Annotated in this window: 18 protein-coding genes; 9 read left to right on the forward strand and 9 right to left on the reverse strand. The window is 43.3% G+C overall.

Going from position 1 to position 23,104, the window contains the following annotated elements:
- The first annotated feature begins 2 nt into the window (after positions 1–2).
- Positions 3–1,985 carry a M56 family metallopeptidase gene (locus tag NPE20_RS21700; RefSeq protein ID WP_256540805.1) on the forward strand — a complete coding sequence of 661 codons (1,983 nt, stop codon included), beginning with the start codon at positions 3–5 and terminating at the stop codon, positions 1,983–1,985.
- A 46-nt stretch (positions 1,986–2,031) separates the two neighbouring features.
- On the opposite strand, the gene NPE20_RS21705 is transcribed toward NPE20_RS21700, so the two are convergent.
- From NPE20_RS21705 to NPE20_RS21715, 3 genes are all read right to left on the reverse strand, one after another.
- Positions 2,032–2,724, reverse strand: a complete 693-nt coding sequence (locus NPE20_RS21705; RefSeq protein WP_256540806.1) for a PAS domain-containing protein — start codon at positions 2,722–2,724, stop codon at positions 2,032–2,034.
- A 48-nt stretch (positions 2,725–2,772) separates the two neighbouring features.
- A complete protein-coding gene (locus tag NPE20_RS21710; RefSeq protein ID WP_256540807.1) occupies positions 2,773–2,928 on the reverse strand; it encodes a lmo0937 family membrane protein in 156 nt (51 codons plus the stop codon).
- Between the two features lie 268 nt (positions 2,929–3,196).
- The gene (locus NPE20_RS21715) at positions 3,197–4,939 is read right to left on the reverse strand and encodes a M61 family metallopeptidase (RefSeq protein ID WP_256540808.1); all 1,743 of its coding nucleotides are present in this window, start codon (positions 4,937–4,939) and stop codon (positions 3,197–3,199) included.
- A 297-nt stretch (positions 4,940–5,236) separates the two neighbouring features.
- On the opposite strand from NPE20_RS21715, the gene NPE20_RS21720 reads away from it, so the two are divergent.
- The 5 genes from NPE20_RS21720 to NPE20_RS21740 are packed head-to-tail and all read left to right on the forward strand — an operon-like array spanning position 5,237 to position 12,040.
- The gene (locus tag NPE20_RS21720; RefSeq protein WP_256540809.1) at positions 5,237–6,310 is read left to right on the forward strand and encodes an efflux RND transporter periplasmic adaptor subunit; all 1,074 of its coding nucleotides are present in this window, start codon (positions 5,237–5,239) and stop codon (positions 6,308–6,310) included.
- Between the two features lie 5 nt (positions 6,311–6,315).
- Entirely contained in the window at positions 6,316–9,438 is a 3,123-nt protein-coding gene (locus NPE20_RS21725; protein ID WP_256540810.1) for an efflux RND transporter permease subunit, read from the forward strand.
- A 5-nt stretch (positions 9,439–9,443) separates the two neighbouring features.
- Positions 9,444–10,760 (forward strand): TolC family protein, encoded by a 1,317-nt coding sequence (locus NPE20_RS21730; RefSeq protein ID WP_256540811.1) that lies wholly within the window; start codon positions 9,444–9,446, stop codon positions 10,758–10,760.
- A 36-nt stretch (positions 10,761–10,796) separates the two neighbouring features.
- Positions 10,797–11,180 (forward strand): response regulator, encoded by a 384-nt coding sequence (locus tag NPE20_RS21735; protein ID WP_256540812.1) that lies wholly within the window; start codon positions 10,797–10,799, stop codon positions 11,178–11,180.
- On the forward strand, positions 11,177–12,040 hold the full coding sequence (locus tag NPE20_RS21740) for an N-acetylglucosamine kinase (protein ID WP_256540813.1): 864 nt from the start codon (positions 11,177–11,179) through the stop codon (positions 12,038–12,040). The genes NPE20_RS21735 and NPE20_RS21740 overlap by 4 nt, the downstream gene beginning before the upstream one ends.
- On the opposite strand, the gene NPE20_RS21745 is transcribed toward NPE20_RS21740, so the two are convergent.
- Complete coding sequence (locus tag NPE20_RS21745; RefSeq protein WP_256540814.1) at positions 12,037–12,468, reverse strand: hypothetical protein; 432 nt, start codon at positions 12,466–12,468, stop codon at positions 12,037–12,039. The genes NPE20_RS21740 and NPE20_RS21745 overlap by 4 nt on opposite strands.
- A gap of 133 nt (positions 12,469–12,601) precedes the next feature.
- On the opposite strand from NPE20_RS21745, the gene NPE20_RS21750 reads away from it, so the two are divergent.
- Positions 12,602–13,171 carry a dihydrofolate reductase family protein gene (locus NPE20_RS21750; RefSeq protein WP_256540815.1) on the forward strand — a complete coding sequence of 190 codons (570 nt, stop codon included), beginning with the start codon at positions 12,602–12,604 and terminating at the stop codon, positions 13,169–13,171.
- Positions 13,172–13,227: 56 nt separating this feature from the next.
- Here NPE20_RS21750 and NPE20_RS21755 read toward each other — a convergent pair whose 3' ends face one another.
- From NPE20_RS21755 to rsmI, 3 genes are all read right to left on the reverse strand, one after another.
- Entirely contained in the window at positions 13,228–13,554 is a 327-nt protein-coding gene (locus tag NPE20_RS21755; RefSeq protein WP_256540816.1) for a DUF6984 family protein, read from the reverse strand.
- A 1-nt stretch (position 13,555) separates the two neighbouring features.
- The gene (gene lnt, locus NPE20_RS21760; RefSeq protein WP_256540817.1) at positions 13,556–15,169 is read right to left on the reverse strand and encodes an apolipoprotein N-acyltransferase; all 1,614 of its coding nucleotides are present in this window, start codon (positions 15,167–15,169) and stop codon (positions 13,556–13,558) included.
- A 124-nt stretch (positions 15,170–15,293) separates the two neighbouring features.
- Positions 15,294–16,064: a 16S rRNA (cytidine(1402)-2'-O)-methyltransferase gene (gene rsmI, locus NPE20_RS21765; RefSeq protein ID WP_256540818.1), complete on the reverse strand. Its 771-nt coding sequence runs from the start codon at positions 16,062–16,064 to the stop codon at positions 15,294–15,296.
- 79 nt (positions 16,065–16,143) lie between these two features.
- Between rsmI and serS the strand changes: the two genes are divergently transcribed.
- On the forward strand, positions 16,144–17,415 hold the full coding sequence (gene serS / locus NPE20_RS21770; RefSeq protein ID WP_256540819.1) for a serine--tRNA ligase: 1,272 nt from the start codon (positions 16,144–16,146) through the stop codon (positions 17,413–17,415).
- Positions 17,416–17,651: 236 nt separating this feature from the next.
- Here serS and NPE20_RS21775 read toward each other — a convergent pair whose 3' ends face one another.
- Both NPE20_RS21775 and NPE20_RS21780 read right to left on the reverse strand, forming a co-directional pair.
- Entirely contained in the window at positions 17,652–19,469 is a 1,818-nt protein-coding gene (locus NPE20_RS21775; protein WP_256540820.1) for a serine hydrolase domain-containing protein, read from the reverse strand.
- Positions 19,456–21,090, reverse strand: a complete 1,635-nt coding sequence (locus NPE20_RS21780) for an amidohydrolase (RefSeq protein WP_256540821.1) — start codon at positions 21,088–21,090, stop codon at positions 19,456–19,458. The genes NPE20_RS21775 and NPE20_RS21780 overlap by 14 nt, the downstream gene beginning before the upstream one ends.
- 139 nt (positions 21,091–21,229) lie before the next feature.
- On the opposite strand from NPE20_RS21780, the gene mutL reads away from it, so the two are divergent.
- Entirely contained in the window at positions 21,230–23,086 is a 1,857-nt protein-coding gene (gene mutL, locus NPE20_RS21785; RefSeq protein ID WP_256540822.1) for a DNA mismatch repair endonuclease MutL, read from the forward strand.
- The last annotated feature ends 18 nt before the right edge of the window (positions 23,087–23,104 follow it).

Consider the following 23,104-nt stretch of genomic DNA (forward strand, 5'->3'; position numbering starts at 1 on the left):
TTATGAACTGGTGGCATTATTTATTGCTGGTAAATATTTACCTCACCTTGTTTTTCGGGTTCTATTCTTTATTGCTTCGCCGGGAAACATTTTTTCAGCTTAACCGCATTTATTTGGTGGGCACGGCTATCCTGTCGTTTTTTATACCGCTTATACAAAGCGATTGGGTAAAAAACCTGTTTATTACGCAGCAGGTGCAGTACACCATATACGGCAGCAACATAAGTATAACCGATTTAGCGCCTATAAAAGATAACCCGGTTACCATTGGCCAGGTATTAGTAGTGCTTTATACGGCAGGGGTAATATTTTTAGCAATGAAGCTAATGCTGCAATTGATACTGTTAAGGCGGATAATTAAAGACCCATCGCCAAAAACATCATACTCCTTTTTTAATAAGGTAAAGGTAAGCGAGGGGATAGATGGTAAGGATGTGATAGAAAGCCACGAATTAGTGCACGCCCGCCAGTTCCACTCTGCCGATGTGCTGATCATAGAGGCGGTAATGATCATCAACTGGTTTAATCCTATAGTTTACCTGTACCGCTTTGCTATAAAACATGTGCACGAATATATCGCTGATAAGCACACACTTGATGCCGGCACCAATAAGGCCGACTATGCCATGTTGTTATTAAGCCAAACTTTTGAAGCCCCGGCACATCATTTAGTTAACCCGTTTTTTAATCACAGTTTATTAAAAAAGCGCATTATAATGCTACAGAAGAATAAATCGCAGCGCATAAAGCTTATTAAATACGGGTTATCTGCACCATTATTTATCTTGATGCTGGTATTATCATCGGCAACAATAAGCAATAGCCAGGCAGTAAATACTATTCATGAAAAAGCGGAAGCTGTATTTGAGGCACCTGCAAAAGCAGTATTGGCAGACACCACGTATAAAACAACTATAGTAACCTACGACCCCAAAAAGGATAAGTTACCCGTAGCACCGAATGATACTATACCAGAACAAAACAAAACACAGGTGTTTACACAGGTAGAGCAGCCACCAAGTTTCCCTGGCGGGGATGGAGGTTTTGGCCGTTACATTGCTAAAAGCATAAAATATCCCGCCGAAGCCAGAAAGAATAAAGTACAAGGCCGCATAGTGTTAACTTTTGTAGTAGAGAAAAATGGTTCGCTGTCAGATATTAAAGTATTAAAATCACTGGGCAGTGGTACCGATGAGGAGGCCATAAGGGTTATAAAAAACTCACCAAAATGGAAGCCTGGTGTACAAAATGGCAGGCTGGTACGTGTTCAGTATTCTGTGCCTATTAATTTTTCGCTGGGTAATAAAGTAGCAGCGGTTCAAACCAACGATGGCGACAGTAACCCGGTTTTTACTGCTGTTGAGCATGCGCCAAATTTCCCGGGTGGGGATAAAGCATTTTCAGCATTTTTAGGTACAAATATAAGATATCCCAAAGCTGCAAGAGACGCCGGCCTGCAAGGCAGAGTTATAGCAAGCTTTATAGTTGAAAGAGATGGGTCGCTATCTAACGTTAAAATTGTGCGTGGCCTTGGCATGGGGACTGATGAGGAAGCAGTAAGGGTGCTGCAACTATCACCAGACTGGGAACCCGGTATGCAAAATGGCAAGCCTGTAAGGGTAACCTACGCCGTGCCCATAAACTTCGCGCTTGCAGATGATACAAAGGATAACAAAACCGGAAGCGTGCCGGCAGGTAATGTTAAAGATGTAACAGTTATGGGGTATGCAACGCCTCAATTAATGGATAGCGATGCTTATAAAACCAAAATTTGGCCCAATAGTATATCCGACCCGCTATACGTACTGGATGGGAAAGTCATAAAAAAAGATGTGATGACCTATTTAGATCCTAAAAATATTGAAAGTATATCGGTGCTTAAGGATGCAAGTGCAAAAACTTTATATGGCAGTGCAGGGGCTAACGGTGTTGTACTTATAACAACAAAAAAGAAAACGAGTAAATATAATTTTTTGAATAAATAAAGGTATAACATAAACCGGTTGATCTAAACGGCTTGCTGTTTATCTATTAAAGCTCGGGCCCCTTATCTTCTGCTTCCTGTTGCTCGTGCAGGTTACGCATTATTTTGGTAAAGCCACGGTGCTTCCCTTCCTCGTCATATAAAGGAAAAACCAATCCGGTCCCCCAAAAGCGCGATCTATCCTTGCGCACATGGTAGCGTTCGTCAATGGCGCGGCCATATTGCAATGCGGTTTCAAGCTCCATTTCGGGTGCTCCCTTTGCAATATCCTCTGGTGTGAAAAATATGTGTGCACTCCTGCCTATTATCTCGGGCTCGGTGTAACCTAAAACCTTTTCAGCGCCAGAGTTCCAACTGTTAATATCCCCATTCTTATCGGTAGTGATCACGGCATAGTCTTCCAGGCTATCCAAAACCTGTCTGAAAAAGTCCTCGCTCATACGGAAGTAGCTGTCCTCAAATATATCGTTGCCGGTTATCTGCGGATTAATAGTATCATAATCAACTTCAATAACAACTCCCTCCAGGCCGCAGGCAAGCTGCATAGGTTCGCGGGTTATTTTGTAAAAAGTGTTGAACCCATCCGGCAAATTAATCAGTTTGGGTTTTTCTCTAAGAGGTTTTAAAACAAGGGTAGATGATTCTGCCAGTTCGGAGTTGGCAGGGGTACTTGCCAAAACATAGGTATATCCTTTCTCTATAAGGTCGCCGAGCAGTTGAGGTGTAAACGGAATCTTCATGATGGGTTATAACTTATTAAGCTGGAGATATATTAAAAGCAGCTGTATTTATAAGGCGGTTGGCCTGCGTATTACACCCAGTAACAATGCAATAACGGCAATTACTAATAACACATGTATAAGGCTGCCCACAGTGGTAAAAAAGAAGGCAACAGCCCAGCCAATTACAAGTATAACGGCAATTACATACAGTAATGAATTCATGATCAATGTGTTTTAATGTTTTTCAATGGTTATACTATAATAATAAATGGCTGTAAAATGTTTTAGGATTTTGTTTTGATCGCAGGCGGGTGGGCTGAACCACAAGCCTCACCTAAACGGCGAAGCCCTCATGAAATAATCCTCTCCAAAGGAGAGGACTTTAAAATAGAAACGCTGACTCCCTCTCCTTTGGAGAGGGCCGGGGTGAGGCTAACAAAAAGCCCCCTATCCGTTTCCGGATAGAGGGCTTATAATGAGGTCTGAAAAATTACAACTTCAACCATTTTTTACGCACAGCCAGTTGTTGTGGTGTAGCGTTTGGTATTTCGGTAATGGTATATTTAAAGGTATTGTTACGTTGTAAGGTAACCGGTATTTTAAACGCCTGCGCATCGCGGGTAACGGTTACAACAATTTTATCGCCTACTTTTTTGCCTTTAATTACGGCGTTCAAATCAGTCACCGGGGTATCATCAATGGCAGTGATCTGGTCGCCAACGTTAAGGCCGTCAACCCAGCCTGCTCCATCGCGTACTACAGTAGTAATAATGTTACGCTGATTGGTAAACACACCTAAGGTAGGCTCGCTGGTTGATGCAAGTTCATCAGATAATTTGTAACCTGCATAACCCAGATATTTATCATAATTAATGGCATCTAAGCCGTTAATGTATTTAGCATAAAAATCGTCCAGTTTTTTACCAGCGAATTTTTCAAAGCCGGCTTTAAACTCGGCATCGGTATAACCACGTTTTAAACCTTTGTAATAAGTATTGTACATATACTTCATTACATCATTAAGGCTGCTTTTGCCATTGGTGCTGTTAATTATTTCCAGGTCTAAAAGCATGCCTATAACGGCACCTTTATCATAATAAGAGATACCGGTGTTGTACGAGTTTTCGTTAGGGCGGTAACTTTTTATCCAGGCATCAAAGCTCGATTCAGACAGTGGCTGTACCTTTGCGCCGGGTTGGTTTTCAACCGTGTTAATATCACCGGCCATATCACCTAAAAAGGTTTCGGTATTTGAGAGGTCGGCGTAACGAAGAATAATGTTTTGGTAATAAGCCGTAAAACCTTCGGCTATCCACAAGTTGGTAGTATAATTCTCGTTATCATAATCAAACGGGCCTAAAGCAATTGGGCGTAGGCGCTTCACGTTCCACAGGTGGAAATGCTCGTGGGCAACCAGGCTTAAAAAGCCATGGTAAGTACGTTCGTTGGTGTAACCCTCTCTTGATGCACCTAAAACAGTAGAGCTTAAATGCTCTAAACCGCCGCCGTTACGTGCTTTGTTATGAACTATAAAAGTGTAATGTTTATTTGGGTTCTCGCCAAAAACAGCTGTTTCTGCTTCTATAATTTTGGCCATATCTACTTTCAGGCGTTCTTTATCATAGTTACCGCCACCGTACATGGCTACTTCATAATTAACACCTGCAGCATCAAACGTAAATACATCTTGTGTGCCAATTTCTAAAGGCGAATCGTACAAAATATCGTAGTTGGGTGCGGTGCGGGTAAACACATCGCCTTTAACCATTTCTAAACTGGTAGATACCTTATTCCAATCTTTATAAGGTTTTATGGTGATAGTTGATGGCTGGTTTAACATCCCTTTTGGGAATAAAAATATGCCTGTGGTTGACAGGAACGCGTGCGATACATCGATAAAACTGGTACGTACCGAAAGCTCGAAAGCGTAAACTTTATACTTAACCGTTACCGAGTTAAGGCCGGCAGTATTTATATGCCAGGTGTTCTTATTTATTTTTGGTGCCGATACCTGCTTGCCGTTAGCGCTAACGCTAAACGCTTCAATATTTTTGGCAAACTCCCTTACCAGGTATGAACCCGGCGCCCAAACAGGCATTTTAACATCAAGGGATGGTTGCGCCAAACCGGTAATATTCATCTCAACATCAACATAATGCGCTTGTGCTTCCGGAAAGCTAACCGTGTAAGAAATTTTAGGAAGGCCAGCCGCATTGCCGGGTGTAATGTTCATAAGAAAGAGGATTAAATAAACCAGTGCTGATAGTTGCAATTTTTTCATGCGGCAAGTTATAAAATTTATGTTTTTAATTAAACGGCCACAAAATTGTTGCGTTGTAAAATGGTTGATACATGTAATCAATTTGATGGTTAAGCGGTTATAATTGCAAAAATTATTGGGTGGCGATATAAATATACCTGCGGCATTAATAAGCAATGCCTAAACATTTTATATTTACGTAGCGCAATTGAAAGATAGACAATTATAAATGAGCATTAAAACAGGTTCCAATAGGAACAACAAGCAGATATGAAAACAAAATATATAATATATACTTTACTTGCATTGCTTGTTGCATTTTTAATTTATAATAAGTTTTTTAGTAAAAAGGCTAAACAAACCAGTGCCGCTACTGCAGGCAAAGGTAAAAGAAAGAATGGCCCTGTTTCGGTAAATATTATGGTGGTTAAAGATACCGCCGTTAATAACCAGATAGATATTACCGGTACAATTGACGCTAATGAAAGGGTAAGCCTTATCAGCCAAACCGCGGGTAACATTACCGGCATATATTTTACAGAAGGCACCCGTGTAAAAAAAGGACAGCTGCTTGTAAAAGTGTACAACCAGGACTTGCAGGCATCATTGCAACAGTACGAAGCACAAATGATACTTGCCCGCGATATAAATAATCGCAATAAAATATTATTGCAGAAAGAGGCGGTGAGCAAAGAAGAATACGAAACCTCTCTATCATCACTAAACTCCTTAAAGGCACAGGCTGATGTAATAAGGGCACAGATAAGCCGTACAGAGATACGCGCGCCGTTTTCGGGCGTTATTGGGTTAAGAAATGTTAGTCCGGGTGGCTACCTTTCGCCGGCAACCCCAATAGCCACACTGGTAAATATAGATCCGGCTAAGCTTACCTTTTCGGTACCTGAACGCTACCTGCCTATCATTAACAAGGGCAGCAAAGTATCATTCACTATAGAAAGTTCGAGAAAGACTTTTAACGCTACAGTTTATGCTATTGAGCCCGAACTGGATGCTAACTCGCGTACCATTACCGTTAGGGCTAAAGCGCCAAATCCAGAAAATTTGCTTACAGCAGGCTCTTTTGCCAAGATCAACCTTACGCTTGACCAGATCCCAAAAACAATAATGGTACCTACCGAGTGCGTTATACCCGATCTTAAAAGCAGTAAGATATACCTTTATAAGAACGGCATAGCAGTTGCCCAAAACGTGAAGACAGATCTGCGTACCGATACCAAGATTCAAGTTATTGATGGGTTAAAGGCGGGTGATAGCATAGTAGTATCAGGTTTGATCCAGATACGTCCGAAATCGCCATTAAAAATTCTTAAAGTTATTAAGTAACCAATATGAGTTTATCCTCAGTAAGTATAAAAAGACCTGTATTGGCAACGGTGCTATCTGTTGTGATAGTTGTATTTGGTGTTATTGGGTACACGTTTTTAGGGGTGCGCGATTTCCCGTCAGTAGATCCGCCCATTATTTCTGTATCTACGCAATACTCGGGTGCTAACTCAGATGTTATTGAATCGCAAATAACCGAGCCTTTAGAAAAAGCCATCAACGGTGTACCGGGTATCCGTAATATATCGTCAACAAGTTCGGTAGGTTCAAGCAACATCACAGTAGAATTTGATCTGGATGCCGATCTGGAAACTGCCGCGAACGATGTGCGCGATAAAGTGAGCCAGGCACAGCGCCAGTTGCCACAAGATATAAACGCCCCGCCGGTTGTTACCAAAGCCGATGCCAGCGCCGATCAGATAATTACATTAACCGTAAGCAGTAATACCCGTAACATTACACAGGTTGATGATTATGCCGAAAACGTTTTGCTGGAAGGTTTACAAACCATACCGGGCGTAAGTACCATTAACGTACAAGGCCAGCGCCAGTATGCCATGCGTTTATGGATAGATCCTAATAAGCTATCGGCATTGGGTCTTACCGCTACCGATATCGGTGCCGCCTTAGCACGGGAGAACGTGGAGCTGCCTGCAGGTAAAATTGAAGGTAATAATACCGAGATCACCATCCGTGCCCTGGGTAAGTTAACGACTGAAAAAGATTTTAATAACCTTATTATCCGTGCGGATAGTAACCGGGTTATCAGGCTGGATGATATTGGCTATGCGGTATTGGGTTCGGCAAATGAAGAAACTTCGCTAAAAGAATCTGGCGTACCAATGGTAGGTTTGGCCATTGTGCCGCAACCGGGCGCCAATTACGTACAAATAGCTAAAGATTTTTACGAAAGGCTGGAGAAAATAAAGAAAGATCTGCCGCCCGATATTACCGTAAAAGTGGCCCTGGATAATACCAGATTCATCAGCAATTCTATCACCGAGGTAAAAGAAACGCTTTTAATATCGTTTATACTGGTGGTAATTATTATCTATCTTTTCTTTAGGGATTGGCTAATTGCTTTCCGCCCGTTGATAGATATACCGGTGTCATTGATAGGGGCGTTTTTTATCATGTACATTTTTGGATTTTCCATAAATATACTAACACTGCTGGGTATTGTGCTGGCCACAGGGCTGGTAGTGGATGATGGTATTGTAGTAACCGAGAATATCTATAAAAAGGTAGAAGCCGGCATGGCTATCCGCAAGGCGGCCTTTGAAGGCTCGGCCGAGATCTTATTTGCGGTAGTTTCTACATCGGTTACATTAGCGGCGGTGTTCCTGCCTATTGTGTTCTTACAGGGCTTTACAGGAAGGCTGTTCCGCGAGTTTGCGGTGGTCGTCGCGGGGGCGGTGTTGATATCGGCTTTTGTATCGCTGTCGTTAACGCCAATGCTTAACGTTAAGCTTATCCGTAAAAATCAAAAGAAATCGAAGTTTTATGTAATGACCGAACCTTTCTTTGTGAACATGACCAACAGCTATACCGAAACGCTGGTTAATTTCATGAAGAAGAAGTGGGTATCGTTTGTGATACTTGGGGGCTCTTTGATACTTACCGCCATACTATTTAAAATAACACCATCAGAATTAGCCCCGTTGGATGACCGTAGCCTGCTGCGTTATTCGGTAACAGGATCTGAAGGTGCCACATACGAATACATGACCCGCTACATGGATAAAGTGGCCGACCTGGTTGCCGATTCTATCCCCGAGGCAAATGTAAACCTCGAAATTGTATCACCATCATTTGGTGGTGGCGGTTCTGCCAACTCCGGCTTTGGCCGTGTAGGTTTGGTACCGCCCGATCAGCGGGGACGGTCCCAGCAGGAGATTGCCGACTGGCTCAATCAAAAATTAACCCGCATGCCCGATGCCCGTGCTATTGTAGTGCAAGAGCAAACCATAAGCGGTGGTGGTAGCGGTGCGCGTACATCGCTGCCGGTGCAATATGTTATTCAGAACCAGGATTTTGAAAAGATCCGGAAGGTACTGCCCGAGTTTTTTGCCGAGGTATCACGAAGCCCTGTTTTCCAGGGATCGGATGTTAACCTGAAATTTACCAAGCCCGAACTGCGTGTAACTACCGACCGCGACCGTGCCCGCGACCTTGGTGTTTCGGTTGATGATATTGCCCAAACCCTGCAGCTTTACTATAGCGCCGGCCGTTTAGATTATTTCCTTATCAATGGTAAGCAATACCAGGTAATTGCCCAGGTTGACCGCGCTAACCGCGACCAGCCGCTCGACTTAAAATCTGTTTATGTGCGCAGTACTAAAGGTAATTTAGTACAGCTGGATAACGTAGTGAAGGTTGCCGAAAGCGCCAGCCCGCCATCTATCTATCACTTTAACAGGTATAAATCGGCCACGGTGCAGGCTGGTTTGTCGCCCGGCCATACTGTGGGGGATGGTATTGCCGAAATGGAACGCATAAAAGCCAAATTGCTTGATGATACTTTCAGCACTGCTTTAAGCGGCCCATCACGAGATTATGCCGAAGGTTCGTCAAACATCGCGTTTGCTTTTTTATTCGCCTTATTGCTGATATACCTGGTGCTTGCCGCCCAGTTCGAAAGTTTTGTAGATCCGTTTATTGTGATGCTTACCGTGCCGCTGGCTATATCGGGCGCGTTCATATCCTTGTGGCTGTTCGATCAAACCTTTAATATATTCAGCCAGATAGGCATCATTACATTGGTAGGTTTGGTAACCAAAAACGGTATCCTGATAGTAGAATTTGCCAACCAGCGAATGGAACAGGGATTAAGTAAATACGAAGCCGTTGTTGAGGCCGCTACATCGCGCTTGCGCCCCATATTAATGACCAGTTTGGCGGTTGTGCTGGGCTCGGTGCCTATTGCATTGGCTTTGGGTGCAGGTGCAAAAAGCCGTGTATCGTTAGGTATTGTAATTATTGGCGGGATGCTGTTCTCGCTGGTATTAACTTTATATGTGATACCAACAATGTATATGGTGTTCGCGTCAAAAACACGCCGCGACCCCGATCATGAACCGGCTGAAGAGGAAGAGATCAAAGCGCCTTTATTAATTGAAAAACTTTAAGCAATATGAATATTAAAAAAATAATTTGCTTGATTTTTTGCGCTGCTATTTTTACTGCAGATGTACAAGCACAGGAAGCGCCTTTACTTACCCTAAAGGATGCTGTTGAAATAGCGTTAAAGAACAACTATAATATTAGGCTATCGCAAAATAATGCTACCATAGCGGGTAATAATGTAACATTGGGTAACGCCGGTTTTTTACCTTTGATAACCGGCGATGCTGCCGTAAACAACAGCAGCCAAAAAATAAAGCAAACACGTAGCGATGGTACGGTTAACAACCTTACCGCAAATAACAGCAACAATAACTATGGTGTAAACCTTAACTGGACCATATTTGATGGCTTTAACATGTTTGCCAATTACGACATGCTGAAGGAGCAGGATAAACTGGGAGCCATCCGCTTGCAGGATACCATACAAAGCACTGTAGCTAATGTTATAAATACCTACTACAACCTTATCAGCCAAACCGAGCAGATAAAAGCATTGCGTGGGGCTATAGAAATATCGCGCACGCAACTGCGGTACTCTAATGATAAGTTTACGGTTGGCCGGGTATCAAAGCTTGACGTTTACAACGCACAGGTTAATCTGAATACTGATACTTCTAACCTGGTAATTCAATTGCAGCAGTATCGTACTACAAAGATCCAAATGAACCAGCTATTGGTACGCAACCTGCAAACCGATTTTGTGGTAGGCGATACCATTGTGGTAAACAATACCCTGGTATTGGGCGACATTATTGCCAAGGCACAAACGCAAAACCCGGATATATTATCGGCACAAATAAATAAACGCCTGGCCGAGATCAGCCTAAGGCAAGTAAAATCTACCCGTTACCCGGTAATTGGTGTAACATCGGGCTATACATTTAGCAATAGCAAAACACCGGCGGGCTTTACGCTTAGTCAAAACGCACATGGGTTTGCTTATGGCTTAACGGCATCTATCAATATATTCGACGGGTTAAACCAATGGCGCCGCGAGCGTAACGCTAAGTTGCAGATAGCCAATGCCGACCTTAGCCAAAAGCAGGTAATGCTGGATGTGGAAGCGCAGATAAGTAATTTTTATGTGGCTTATCTTTCCGGGCTCGATCTGATAAAGATAGGGCAGTCGAGCGTAGAGCTTGCCCGTAAAAATCTGGAGATCTCGTTAGAAAAATATAAAATAGGCAACATCACCCAATTAGAGATCCGCGAAGCGCAAAGGAACTACCTGGATGCGCAATCCAAGTTTTTTTCGGCACAATACCAGTCAAAAATGGCCGAAGTAACTCTACAGCAGATAACTAACAGTATAAATATTCAATAATGTATATTTAATTGCATTAAAAGATTATTTTTGGGCATGCCTGTCCACTATAATACATGCTTGCTGATAGATGACAATTACATTGACAACTTTGTCACGCGTAAAATTTTGGAGAGCGCTAATTTTGCAGATAACATAATTGTATTACAATCAGCACACGATGCTATAGATGCTTTGCGCGATGGAAGCATTAAACCAAACGTAATTTTCCTGGATATCCGGATGCCCATGATGAGCGGTTTCGAATTTTTGCAGGAATATGAAGCGTTAGAGTTGGATAATAAAGAACGGGTGAAAATTTTTATGCTTTCATCATCCCTTGACCCAACCGATATGAACAATTCTAAAAGCAATAAGTATGTTGCGCAGTATGTTCATAAGCCGCTTACCCATCAGGCGCTTGAGGAACTTTGTACATGATATTAGTAGCAGACAGCGGATCATCAAAAACAGACTGGCTGCTATCCGTACCGGGGCAGCAAAACAAGGCATTCAAATCTGCCGGACTTAACCCATATTTTTTAACAGAAAAAGAAATAGCCAAGATATTAAAGGATCAGGTGCCTGATATGATAGCCCTGGCTTCGGATATTACCGAGATCTATTTTTTTGGCGCAGGGTGTTCCAGCCCCGATAGGCACGAGATCGTATCAAACGCCATTAGTAGTTTATTCCCCGATGCATATGTAAGTGTAGACAGCGACCTTTTGGCTTCGGCCTATGCCACCTGTGGGCACGAGAAGGGGATCTGTTGTGTATTAGGCACCGGCTCAAACATTTCTTTTTTTGATGGTGAGGATATACACGATGGCCAGCACGGCTTAGGTTATGTTTTGGGCGATGAAGGATCGGGCACCTGGTTTGGTAAGGCTTTGATTACCGATTACCTGTACGGCAACATGCCCCACGATATTGCCGCTAAATTTAAGGCTGCTTATAATTTAACGAAGGCCGACGTTATTAAAAACGTGTACCAGAAAGCTCGGGCAAATTCTTATCTGGCAGCTTTTTCAAAGTTTTTAACAGAGATAAGAAGCACGGAATATGCGCAGGCCTTATTGCATAAAGGCTTTCTTGATTTTGTGGAGAGCAATATTAAATCGTATCCGCAGTATAATAAATTCAAATGCCATTTTGTAGGTTCTATAGCCTATGTTTTTGCCGATGAGCTAAAAGCGATATGCGAGCAAAACGATGTGCATGTAGGCAAAATTATTCGCCAGCCCATAAATGACCTGCTGGAATTTATTATAAAAAGAGATACCCAGGCCCAGGTTTAGTTTTCTTTATAATTTACCTTCCAGTTCATTTTTATTAATTCTGGCTCAGAATATTTAAGCACTTTCAAATATTTGCCCATCGCGGATAACTGATCCATAGAATACAAGTCATCATATTTTTTAAGCGTATCTACAGAAAATATAAAAAGGTATAATTTTTTGTCTTTCCCTTCTTCAATATATTGATGCCATGCATTTGCTTTGCCTCCAATGGTAAGGGTGTTTGTAGAATCAGGATTAATAATAGTCCAATCAGCAATATAATAAGCAACGTTATTAGTTGTTGAAGGGGTGATAGAATTAGAATGCAAAACGGTAATTTTTTGCTTAGAACCGTTGTGGATTTCCAGCATATGATTAATGTAATGACATCCGGAGAAAAATAGATTTAACGCAAATAAAGCGAACCAAGGCCTGAAGTATTTCATAATAACGGTTTAAGTTAATACCCAAAACCGGATAATGTAACCCGTCGTAAACACCCCTTTATTTGTCGCCTTTGCACCTGCTGCTGCAAACTAAAAAGGCCGAACTTTACTTCTATATTAAACTGAGGTAATTATGAGAAAGCTAATTTTATCGATGCAGGTTACGCTGGATGGCTACGTAGAAGGCCCTAACGGCGATATGAGCTGGATGCAGACAGATAATGATAATGAATGGGATGATATGTTTGAAAACCTGCAAAGCGTTGATCTTTTCCTGGTAGGCGCCGGGATGTGGACCGGGTACAGGGACTACTGGAAGCAAGCACTTGCCGACCCCAATTTTTCTGCCGACGAAGTGAAATATGCAAAGCTGGCTGAAAAAACGCGACACATTGTTTTTTCGAAAACGTTGAAAGATGCCGGATGGGAGAATGCCAGTATCAATAACGGCGATTTAGCTACCGAGGTTAAAAAGCTAAAAGAACAGCCCGGAAAAGATATAATGACATTTGGTGGGGCTTCGTTTGCTGTGTCGTTAGTAGATAGTGGCCTGATTGATGAATATCGCCTTACAATAAACCCGGCAATTTTGGGTGGTGGCAAATCATTCTTTCATCATTTAAAAAACAACCACAAACTGCAATTGGCAAACGTAAATAAGATTGGCCAGTTAGTGACACTCACTTATAAGCAACTAAGTTAAGACGATAATGAAGACCGCAAAAACGCCGGGCGAACAATAACCCGGCGAATTAGTGGCTATTGATATGGCGGTACTGGAAATTGTTTTAACGGTGAAAAATCAGCTTTGAAAACATCAAGTTCAAAGAGCTCTTCGTCTGTGCCCAATAGTAGTGATATAAATAAAGGAATGCCATCCATGTCATACAGATCTATTATGGCAATATCTTCTTTCATTATAATTTTTTCTGTAGATGTTGATATGAATTTTAAACTACCCATTCCGCCATCATTCATTTCTTCAACCATCAAATGAGGCAGTTTATTAATAAAATAGTCTCGTTTAGGACTGTCTTTAAGCAAATGAATAATCAATTCTTGCTCTGCTTTTTTTAATGGCCTCATCTTAATGGTTAAAACCCTTCTTTATCCCAATTAAAAATATCCCCAATACCGCTAAAATACTCGCCAACTTTGGCAGGTAATCGCCGTATTCAACATAAAAGGTAATGTCCGAATTTAGATTAATATTCTGTTTAAGCGCGGTGCGTACCCACCATTTACTTTGCTGAACAATATCGCCACGTTGATTAATAAGAGCGGAGATGCCTGTATTGGCAGAGCGGCAAACCCATCTGCGCGTTTCAATAGCGCGTAGTTTGGCGTAATCAAGGTGCTGGTCCTTACCCGATGTGTTTTCCCACCAGCCGTCGTTGGTAATAATGGCGATGAACTGGGCACCCTGTTTAACATACTTTGATACCCACCCGCCCCAGATAGATTCATAGCAAATAACGGGTGCGGCACCTATCCCGCTTTGCGAATAAAACACTGTAGGCTCGGTTTGCAGGCCATAATTGCCTGTTGCGCCCCCCAAATGCTCGAATGCCGGCTTTAAAAAAAATAAGGCATTACCAAATGGCATAGATTCTGCGCCGGGCACCAGGCGAGATTTGTGGTAGAATTGCACCTTAGACGAATTTTCGATATTGATAGCCGCGCTAAACCTATCATAAAACACCCCCGGTTGATCTGGCATTGGGCTGGCGGTTTTAGTGGCGCGTTTGGTGTAAAACTTATGTGTTTCGCCGCCGGTTAAAACATTGGCATTTTTAAATCTGTTTAAAAATTTCCTCACCTGCAGATAGCTGTTTTCCGTATAGATACGGTCCTCATCCATATCCTGCGAAAGGGCGGTTTCGGGCCATATAAAATACTCGGTATTACGTTGCCCGATAGAATCTGACAGATGCGTAAGCGTGGCTATCTGGTCGTAAACGGGGATGGTGCCTTCTTTTTCGTAAGGGTCGATATTTGGCTGTACCACCACAATATTCGACGGATTAGTCTGCTCTTTATAGCTATAATATTTATAAAGCGATAAACCCAAGGGCAGTATCAGCACTAAAGTAAAACTGATAATGAGCTTTTTGCGGGTTTGTGTTGCCTGCGCTTCCCGCAAGCCTACATACAATAAGAATAGCAAAATGTTAATAGCCCAGACCCAGATAGTACCGCCATAAACGCCGGTATATTCATACCACTGTATCCATTTGTGCGATGTAGCAAAGCCATTACCTAAAGTCATCCATGGGAAGTTTAAATCCCAGCTTTGATGCAGGTATTCGTAACCTATCCAAAAACAAACCAATGCTATCAATGAAATGGAGCGACTGGTAATCAACCTCAATCTGTAATACAACCAGCAAGCCGTAGCCATCAACAATGGCCCAAGCGCATAGGGGATAAGGGTTAAAGGCACTGCCACAACCGGGCCTATGATTTTTAAAGAATTGTATACCCAGTAAACACAAAGCGTATTCCAAATAAAGAACCCGATGAACGTGGTATTAAAGATCTTTTTCCCTTTACCGGTAACTGTAGATTGGATAATGTTTTCCATTGCCAGCAGCATAGGCACCAGCCCAACAAACAAAAAGAAAGTGGTGTATGGTGTAGGCGGCCAGGCTATCCAAAGTAGTAAGCCCGAGAATATGGAGAGTAATAGGTTTCTTTTCATTTGTTATTTCGTTCTGTAACTAAACCCGTCATTGCGAGGTACGAAGCGATCTCCTGATATGCTAAGTGGTGATGCAAAGTCGGGAGATTGCTTCGTACCTCGCAATGACGCGTGGAGTAAGATTTTAATCCTCTTCCTCCTCATCCGCATACTTCCTTTTCTTTTTATCACCCTCAACAGGTGCAGCACCGGCAACACACATCACAAATTCGCCTTTTAGCGGGTGTGTTTCAAAATAGGTTTTTACCTCGGTAACCGTTCCCCTAACCGTTTCCTCAAACATTTTTGTCAGCTCGCGCGATACGGATAGCTGTCTGTCGGCACCAAAAAAGGTAGCCATTTCATCCAGCGTTTTCAATAAACGGTGCGGCGACTCGTAAAGTATAATGGTACGTTCTTCTGTAGCCAGGAATTTATAACGGGTTTGGCGGCCCTTTTTCAATGGCAAAAACCCTTCAAAACAAAACTTATCGGTAGGGAAACCAGAGTTAACCAGCGCCGGCACAAAAGCGGTTGCGCCGGGCAGGCATTCTACCGCTATGTTAAATTTCAAGGCCTCGCGCACCAGGTAAAAACCCGGGTCGGATATGGCGGGCGTGCCTGCATCAGATATCAGTGCAATGTTTTGCCCCATCAGCAGGAATTTAATGATCTCGTTGCTGGATTGATGCTCGTTATGCTGATGATGCGCGAATACCTTATTCTGGATATCAAAATGTTTCAGCATCGGCGCCGATGTACGGGTATCCTCGGCCAGTATCAGGTCGGCCTCTTTTAAAATGCGGATGGCCCTAAAGGTCATATCCTCCAGGTTACCGATAGGGGTGGGTACTAAGTATAGTTTGCCGGTGTTGCTCATAAATTCGCGGTCGATAGTCCATAGACGATGGACCATAGCCGCCAACAGAAAATCTATCGACTATGGACCATGGACTATCGACTTATTTATATCTTTGCCTTTTAAAATAAAATCAATGCTGCAAGTTAGTTATATCCGCGATAACAGGGAACAGGTTTTAGAACGTTTGGCTGTAAAAAATTTCAAACAGCCCGAATTGGTAGACGAGGTGATTGGCTTAGACGAGAAACGCCGCCAAACACAGAACCAACTGGATACCGTTTCATCGCAATCTAACGCGGCTGCCAAACAAATTGGCGAGCTGATGCGCACCGGTAAAAAAGACGAGGCAGAAGCCATAAAAGCCAATACCGGCAAATGGAAAGAAGAAGGCAAACAGCTTGGCGAACAATTATTCGCGCTGGAAGCCGAACTGCAGGATAAGCTGGTTTTGTTACCCAACCTGCCGCATTCATCGGTGCCAAAAGGTATAACGCCCGAGGAAAACGAGGTGGTACTCCAGAATGGAAGCATCCCCGAACTGCCTGCCAATGCTTTACCGCACTGGGAGCTGGCCGCTAAATATAATTTGATAGATTTTGAACTGGGTGTTAAAATAACCGGCGCCGGTTTCCCTGTTTATAAAAATAAAGGTGCCAAACTGCAACGCGCGCTCATCAACTTTTTTATTGATGAGGCCGAAAAAGCGGGTTATAGCGAGGTGAGCGTACCATTAATGGTGAACGCGGCATCGGGGTTTGGAACAGGACAATTACCCGATAAAGAAGGGCAAATGTATCATGTAGGTATTGATGACCTATACCTGATCCCCACTGCCGAAGTGCCTGTAACCAACCTTTACCGTGACGTGATCCTGAAGGGTGAAGAACTGCCGGTTAAAAACTGCGGACATACACCTTGTTTCCGCCGCGAGGCAGGTTCATACGGTGCGCATGTGCGCGGTTTGAACCGCCTGCACCAGTTTGACAAGGTAGAGATAGTACAGATAGTACACCCGGATAGATCATACGAGGTGTTGGAAGAAATGAGCACCCATGTGCAAAGCTTGCTGCAAAAGCTTGGTTTGCCTTACCGTGTATTGCGCCTTTGCGGTGGCGATATGGGTTTTACCAGTGCCTTAACCTATGATATGGAAACCTGGAGCGCCGCGCAGCAACGCTGGTTAGAAGTTTCATCTGTATCAAACTTTGAAACCTTCCAGAGTAACCGCCTGAAACTACGTTTCCGTAATGCCGAAGGTAAAACACAGTTAGCCCACACGCTAAATGGCAGTGCATTGGCCCTGCCGCGTATCGTAGCTACTTTGTTAGAGAATAACCAAACTGATAAAGGTATTAAAGTGCCGGAAGCCCTTGTGCCTTATACTAAGTTTGAGTGGATAGATTAGGTAATTATTAACCTTACCTGTCATCCTGAACGATAGTGAAGGATCTAATAATGAATTGACATGTCGGCGACGTGGCGGCGAATAGATGCTTCACTATCGTTCAGCATGACAAAAGAGTAAACAAGAAAAGCCGGCATTTGCCGGCTTTTCTTGTTATTTCGAACGAGAGTAAATATTGTCCATATCCAGGACAATTTAGTGCCTTTTAAGGGCGATTTAAAGTCGTTTAAGGGCGATTATAATCCCTTTTGTATCGCCTCATAAACCGCATCTTGTATCCTTGGCCTGATATTTAAACTCCCCAGTTTATTACCCACATTTGGGTGCACCCGATTAGACAGGAAGATATATACCAGGTTATATTTAGGATCGACCCAAACACAGGTACCGGTGAAGCCGGTATGCCCATAGGCCTGGTCTGACGCTAATTTTGATGGATAATGCCTGTCGGCAATTGGGTCCCACCTGTCAAAACCCAATCCCCGGCGACTAACAGCCGATTGCTTGGATGTCCACAGATTAACTGTTTCAGGCTTAATGTATTGTACGCCGCCGTAGGTGCCACGGTTAAGCATCATCTGGTAAAGTATAGCAACATCGTTTGCCCCCGCAAACACACCCGCGTGGCCTGCAACACCGCCCATTAGCGCAGCGGTTGGGTCGTGTACATAACCGTCAATTAAGGTTTTACGGTCTTTCCTATCGTCCTCAGTTGGGGGGATACGATAGGCCGGGAAACGATACAAAGGCAGGAAACCTGCGGTTTGCATCCCCAGCGGGCTATAAATTTTTTGTTGAACATAGGTATTAAGCGGTGTTGCAGTAAGTGTTTCTACAATCTGCTGCATAAATATCATACCCACATCGCTGTAAACATATTGCCCCCGGGTTTTAACAGCCGATCGCAGGGCGGCGGGTAACATTACATCCTCAAAGTAGTTCTTCCGTACATAATAATTGTCATTTACCTTGGTCGGGTACATCGCGGAAGAATCGGTACTATGGTCTGTTGGTTTGATAACTTCAAAGGTGGAAATATCGGGTATCAGGCCCGCCTGATGCTCCAATAGTTCGCGAACGCTTAATGTTTTTTTGTTGGTATTGCGCGTAATAGGCATATAAGTGCCCAGGGTTGAATCCAGATTAAGCTTACCGGCATCATAAAGCTGCATGGCCTCCATGGTGGTAGCCGAGATCTTGGTCATGGATGCAATATCAAAAATATCGGTTATCCTGTCGGGGATTACGTTATCGTAAGTATGGTAGCCATAAGCTTTATTAAATATTACCTTACCATCTTTAGCTACTAAAACCACACAACCTGGTGTAGCGCGACTGCTAATAGCTTCGCGGGCAATATCATCAATGGCCTTTAGGTTGTCAGATTTAATGCCGACATCTTCGGGTACAGAATATTGCAGGCGCGTTTTGGCCGTTAAGAAGCCAGCGTTGGTAGTGTACTTTGGCGAGTAGGATTTAGTTAGCCGCTGTGTGATAGCTACCCCGCCAAAAATAGCCTGGGCGTTAAAGTAAGCTGCTACCGGCGATACCCTTGCCGTCCAGATAACCGGGACTGTAACATCATTCAGTTTAATAAATGATGTGCTGCTCCCGATAAATGAAACCACCACATTTTTCAGTTTTTGGTTACTGTTGATAAAATCTATAATCTGCGTATTGTTTGCCTCAGCATCGGTAAGTTGAACAATAAGGGTATTGTAAAACTTAGTATCCTGCGCCAGCATCTCAAATGGCTTTGCGCCCATATAATCGTTGCCATTAATGACATCAACTTTGGTGTACTTATTCAGCAGGCTATCAAATCCGGCAGCATAAATACCCGAAAAATGGATACTCGCTATTTTATTATTATCAAGGTTTTGCAGGGGGATAAGCTGTTTCTCGTTGTTTAGTAAAACCGTAGCTTGCTCAACCAATAACTGCTCATTAACATAAGCTTTACCTGTAAATGGTGGGTTTTGCGCGCAGGCAGAATTAAAAAGTACAAATCCGGATAACAGCAGAAAGTAGATATTCCGCCTATTTTTTCTCATAAACCTTAACACCATTTATATACGTTTTTAAAACTTTAACATTTGGCAATGTACTGCCTTTTACCTTCATAATATCCTGATCAAGTATCACAAAATCGGCATATTTGCCAACTTCAATACTGCCTTTTTCGTGTTCTTCGAAGTTTGCTTTGGCCGCCCAGGTGGTCATACCACGCAGAGCTTCAATACGGCTAAGCGCATTTTCTTTCTGGAAACCGTTTGCAGGAAAACCTTTCAGATTCTTACGTTCTGTCGCAGCATAGAACGTGTACATAGGGTTTATGTTTTCTACGGGGAAATCTGTCCCCAATGGAATCCAGCCGTTTTGTTTCATCAGGTCTTTATAGGCATAGCCACTTTTTAAGCGTTCAGCACCCAGGCGTTTAACCGCCCAGGTCATATCAGATGTAGCATGTGTTGGCTGTACAGATGGGATGATGCTGTTATCACCAAATAGCTTCACATCCTCGGGCGCTACTATCTGCGCGTGTTCTATCCTCCAGCGTTTATCGTTCTTTCCTTTTAAATTTTCGGCATATATCTTCAGCATTACACGGTTTGCCGAATCGCCAATGGCATGGGTACACATCTGGAAGCCGTTGGCCGCTATCTTCTTGGCTACCTCTGCAAAATGCGCCTGACTGCTCAATAAAAATCCGCTCCAGTTTTTCTTGTCGGCGTAAGGGTGTAACAAACAAGCCCCTCTTGATCCCAGTGCACCATCGGCATAAACCTTAAAGGCACGTACGTTTAAGCCGGGTGTTTTATAGGCACCACCACGTTTAAACAGGTACTCGTAGTTTTCGGGCTGATCGGAAAGCATTACATACATGCGCATTTTAAGCGCGCCTTTATGCTGCAGGGCGGCAATGGTGCTTATCATGGTATAAGGCAGGCCGCAGTCATCAACCGTGGTTAAACCAACAGCGAAACAATTACGCTGCGCATCCAATAATGCAGCCTGCGTAATTTGGTCGGTAGGGACTGGTATTTTACGTGTAACAATACCAACGGCATTATCAATAAGTATACCTGTAAGCTTTCCGTTTATCGTTTCGATGGATCCACCAATAATTTTTTGACCGGGCTTTACGCCTGCAATATTCAACGCGGCCTGGTTAGCTATGGCAGCATGGCCATCGATCCGGCTTAATATCACCGGGCGAACCGGGAACAACGAATCAAGCTTGGCCTTGTTAGGGAATGCTTTGTTTTCCCAGATGTTTTGGTCCCACCCGTTGCCAATTATCCAGCCATCAGTTTTATGGCGGGCATAGTTACTAACCGAATCTAAAATGGCCTGCCAGCTTTTTGTACCTACCAGTTTTACATCCTGCAAACCCAGGCCATATTCGTAAAAATGCGCGTGGGCATCAATAAAACCCGGATAAACGGCTTTGCCGCCTGCGTCAATTACTTCGCGGGCCAGGTATTTTTTTTCGAGGGTATCAATGTTGCCTACAGCTAAAATTTTACCGGCGCTAACTACAAAGGCATTGGCGGTGGTAAAGTTACTATCAACGGTATATACAAGGGCATTTTTTACAAGCAGATCGGCGTTATATTCTTTTTGTTTGCATGCTGCGAGGAGCAAAAGCAGCACGGGCCAGAGTTTCTTCATATTAATAAACAGGTAGATGTAAATAATTATAACGTAAATAGTATATACAACTGTGTAAAGGTAAAGTTATGCAATCAAATAATTAATTTAGCACCTGAAATAACGATCTGCTAATTTGCAGAGAAGGGAAAGATTTTTAATGCCAGATATAATTCAGCTTTTACCGGATGCCGTAGCCAACCAGATTGCCGCGGGCGAAGTAGTGCAGCGACCTGCATCCGCAGTAAAGGAATTGATAGAGAACGCGATAGATGCCGGTGCCGATAAGATTCAATTGATACTTAAAGATGCCGGGAAATCACTTATACAGGTTATTGATAATGGCTGCGGTATGAGCCTTACCGACGCACGCATGTGTTTTGAACGGCATGCTACGTCAAAAATAAGAAAGGCCGAAGATCTTTTTGCTATCCGCACCATGGGTTTCAGGGGGGAGGCTATGGCTTCAATAGCCGCAATTGCGCAGGTAGAGCTAAAAACCCGCCGCCACGAAGACGAATTGGGTACCTGCATTGTGATAGAAGGATCGGAAGTGATAAGCCAGGAAGCATGCTCGGCAAACTTTGGTACATCCATATCTATCAAAAACCTTTTTTATAACACACCTGCCCGCCGCAACTTTTTAAAAAGTAACCCGGTAGAAATGCGCCACATCATCGACGAGTTTCAGCGGGTGGCCCTGGCTAATCCGCAGGTGTTTTTAACTATGCACCACGACGGGCAGGAAGTTTATCACTTGCCGGCATCGGCCATGAAACTGCGTATTGTACACCTGTTTGGTAACAATTATAACCAGCGTTTGGTTCCTGTTGAGGAAGAGACTACCATCATAAATCTGCGTGGTTTTGTAGGCAAGCCCGAGTTTGCACGCAAAACCCGTGGCGAGCAGTTCTTTTTTGTGAACAACCGTTTTATTAAAGATGCTTATCTGAACCATGCGGTGCTGACGGCTTTTCAGGAGTTATTGCCTGATGAAACGTTCCCGCTGTATGTGTTATTTATAGATATTGACCCGGCCAAGATCGATATCAATGTACACCCTACCAAAACCGAAATAAAATACCAGGACGAAAAATCTATTTACGCTATTATCCGGTCGGCGGTGAAGCGCTCGCTTGGTAAATACAACATTACCCCAACTCTTGATTTTGACCAGGAAAATAGCATAGGCCACCTTATTACGCAAAAGCCTTTTGAAGAAATAATACAGCCAACCATTGCCTTCAACCCTGATTTTAACCCATTTGCGGCCGAGAAAAAATCAAGCGAACGGGAGATCCCTTTTTTGCGGGATAGTAATAACCATCATACAGCCATCCCACGTAACTGGGATACCTTGTACGAAATAAGCAAAAAAGAAGAAACCCTGCAGCACCAGATTCACGAGGAAAAAAGCATCCCCGTGAACGAGCAGGATATTACCAAAAGCAGCGAAAAGCAGTTCTTCCAGGTGCATAACCGGTTCATACTTTCGCAGATAAAATCGGGCTTTATGCTCATCAATCAGCAAGCCGCGCATGAGCGTATTTTGTACGAACGATTTTTGCAGCAGTTGCAGAACCATTCGGGGGTTAGTCAGCAGAGTTTATTTCCGCAATCTGTCACACTAAACAGCAGCGATTTTGAGTTATTGAAAGAGCTTTTACCCGATATTAGGGCGCTTGGTTTTGACATACGCGAGTTTGGCCGTAACACCGTTGTGGTTGAGGGCATTCCGGCAGATATAAACAATGCCAACGAGCACGAGCTGCTGGAGCAATTACTGGAAGGATTTAAAAACAACCTTTCCATTTTGAAGTTAGATAAGCGCGATAACCTTGCCCGTTCGCTGGCACGTAATGCCGCGCTAAAAGTAGGTGTAAAGCTATCAATGGAAGAAATGAACCAATTGGTAGACCAACTTTTTGCCTGCCAAATGCCAAATCTGGCGCTAAATGGCAAGCCTGTAATTAGTACCTTTACCCTGAACGAGTTAGCAGAACGATTTGAAAAATAGAGCTTAAACCATATACAC

The organism is Mucilaginibacter aquariorum (assembly GCF_024498135.1).
GTDB classification, from domain to species: Bacteria; Bacteroidota; Bacteroidia; order Sphingobacteriales; family Sphingobacteriaceae; genus Mucilaginibacter; species Mucilaginibacter aquariorum.

Excerpts from the sequence above, each read along its gene's own strand:
- NPE20_RS21700 (WP_256540805.1), top strand. The coding sequence starts at position 3 with ATGAACTGGTGGCATTATTTATTGCTGGTAAATATTTACCTCACCTTG.
- NPE20_RS21705 (WP_256540806.1), bottom strand. The coding sequence starts at position 2,724 with ATGAAGATTCCGTTTACACCTCAACTGCTCGGCGACCTTATAGAGAAA.
- NPE20_RS21710 (WP_256540807.1), bottom strand. The coding sequence starts at position 2,928 with ATGAATTCATTACTGTATGTAATTGCCGTTATACTTGTAATTGGCTGG.
- NPE20_RS21715 (WP_256540808.1), bottom strand. The coding sequence starts at position 4,939 with ATGAACATTACACCCGGCAATGCGGCTGGCCTTCCTAAAATTTCTTAC.
- NPE20_RS21720 (WP_256540809.1), top strand. The coding sequence starts at position 5,237 with ATGAAAACAAAATATATAATATATACTTTACTTGCATTGCTTGTTGCA.
- NPE20_RS21725 (WP_256540810.1), top strand. The coding sequence starts at position 6,316 with ATGAGTTTATCCTCAGTAAGTATAAAAAGACCTGTATTGGCAACGGTG.
- NPE20_RS21730 (WP_256540811.1), top strand. The coding sequence starts at position 9,444 with ATGAATATTAAAAAAATAATTTGCTTGATTTTTTGCGCTGCTATTTTT.
- NPE20_RS21735 (WP_256540812.1), top strand. The coding sequence starts at position 10,797 with ATGCCTGTCCACTATAATACATGCTTGCTGATAGATGACAATTACATT.
- NPE20_RS21740 (WP_256540813.1), top strand. The coding sequence starts at position 11,177 with ATGATATTAGTAGCAGACAGCGGATCATCAAAAACAGACTGGCTGCTA.
- NPE20_RS21745 (WP_256540814.1), bottom strand. The coding sequence starts at position 12,468 with ATGAAATACTTCAGGCCTTGGTTCGCTTTATTTGCGTTAAATCTATTT.
- NPE20_RS21750 (WP_256540815.1), top strand. The coding sequence starts at position 12,602 with ATGAGAAAGCTAATTTTATCGATGCAGGTTACGCTGGATGGCTACGTA.
- NPE20_RS21755 (WP_256540816.1), bottom strand. The coding sequence starts at position 13,554 with ATGAGGCCATTAAAAAAAGCAGAGCAAGAATTGATTATTCATTTGCTT.
- lnt (WP_256540817.1), bottom strand. The coding sequence starts at position 15,169 with ATGAAAAGAAACCTATTACTCTCCATATTCTCGGGCTTACTACTTTGG.
- rsmI (WP_256540818.1), bottom strand. The coding sequence starts at position 16,064 with ATGGTCCATCGTCTATGGACTATCGACCGCGAATTTATGAGCAACACC.
- serS (WP_256540819.1), top strand. The coding sequence starts at position 16,144 with ATGCTGCAAGTTAGTTATATCCGCGATAACAGGGAACAGGTTTTAGAA.
- NPE20_RS21775 (WP_256540820.1), bottom strand. The coding sequence starts at position 19,469 with ATGAGAAAAAATAGGCGGAATATCTACTTTCTGCTGTTATCCGGATTT.
- NPE20_RS21780 (WP_256540821.1), bottom strand. The coding sequence starts at position 21,090 with ATGAAGAAACTCTGGCCCGTGCTGCTTTTGCTCCTCGCAGCATGCAAA.
- mutL (WP_256540822.1), top strand. The coding sequence starts at position 21,230 with ATGCCAGATATAATTCAGCTTTTACCGGATGCCGTAGCCAACCAGATT.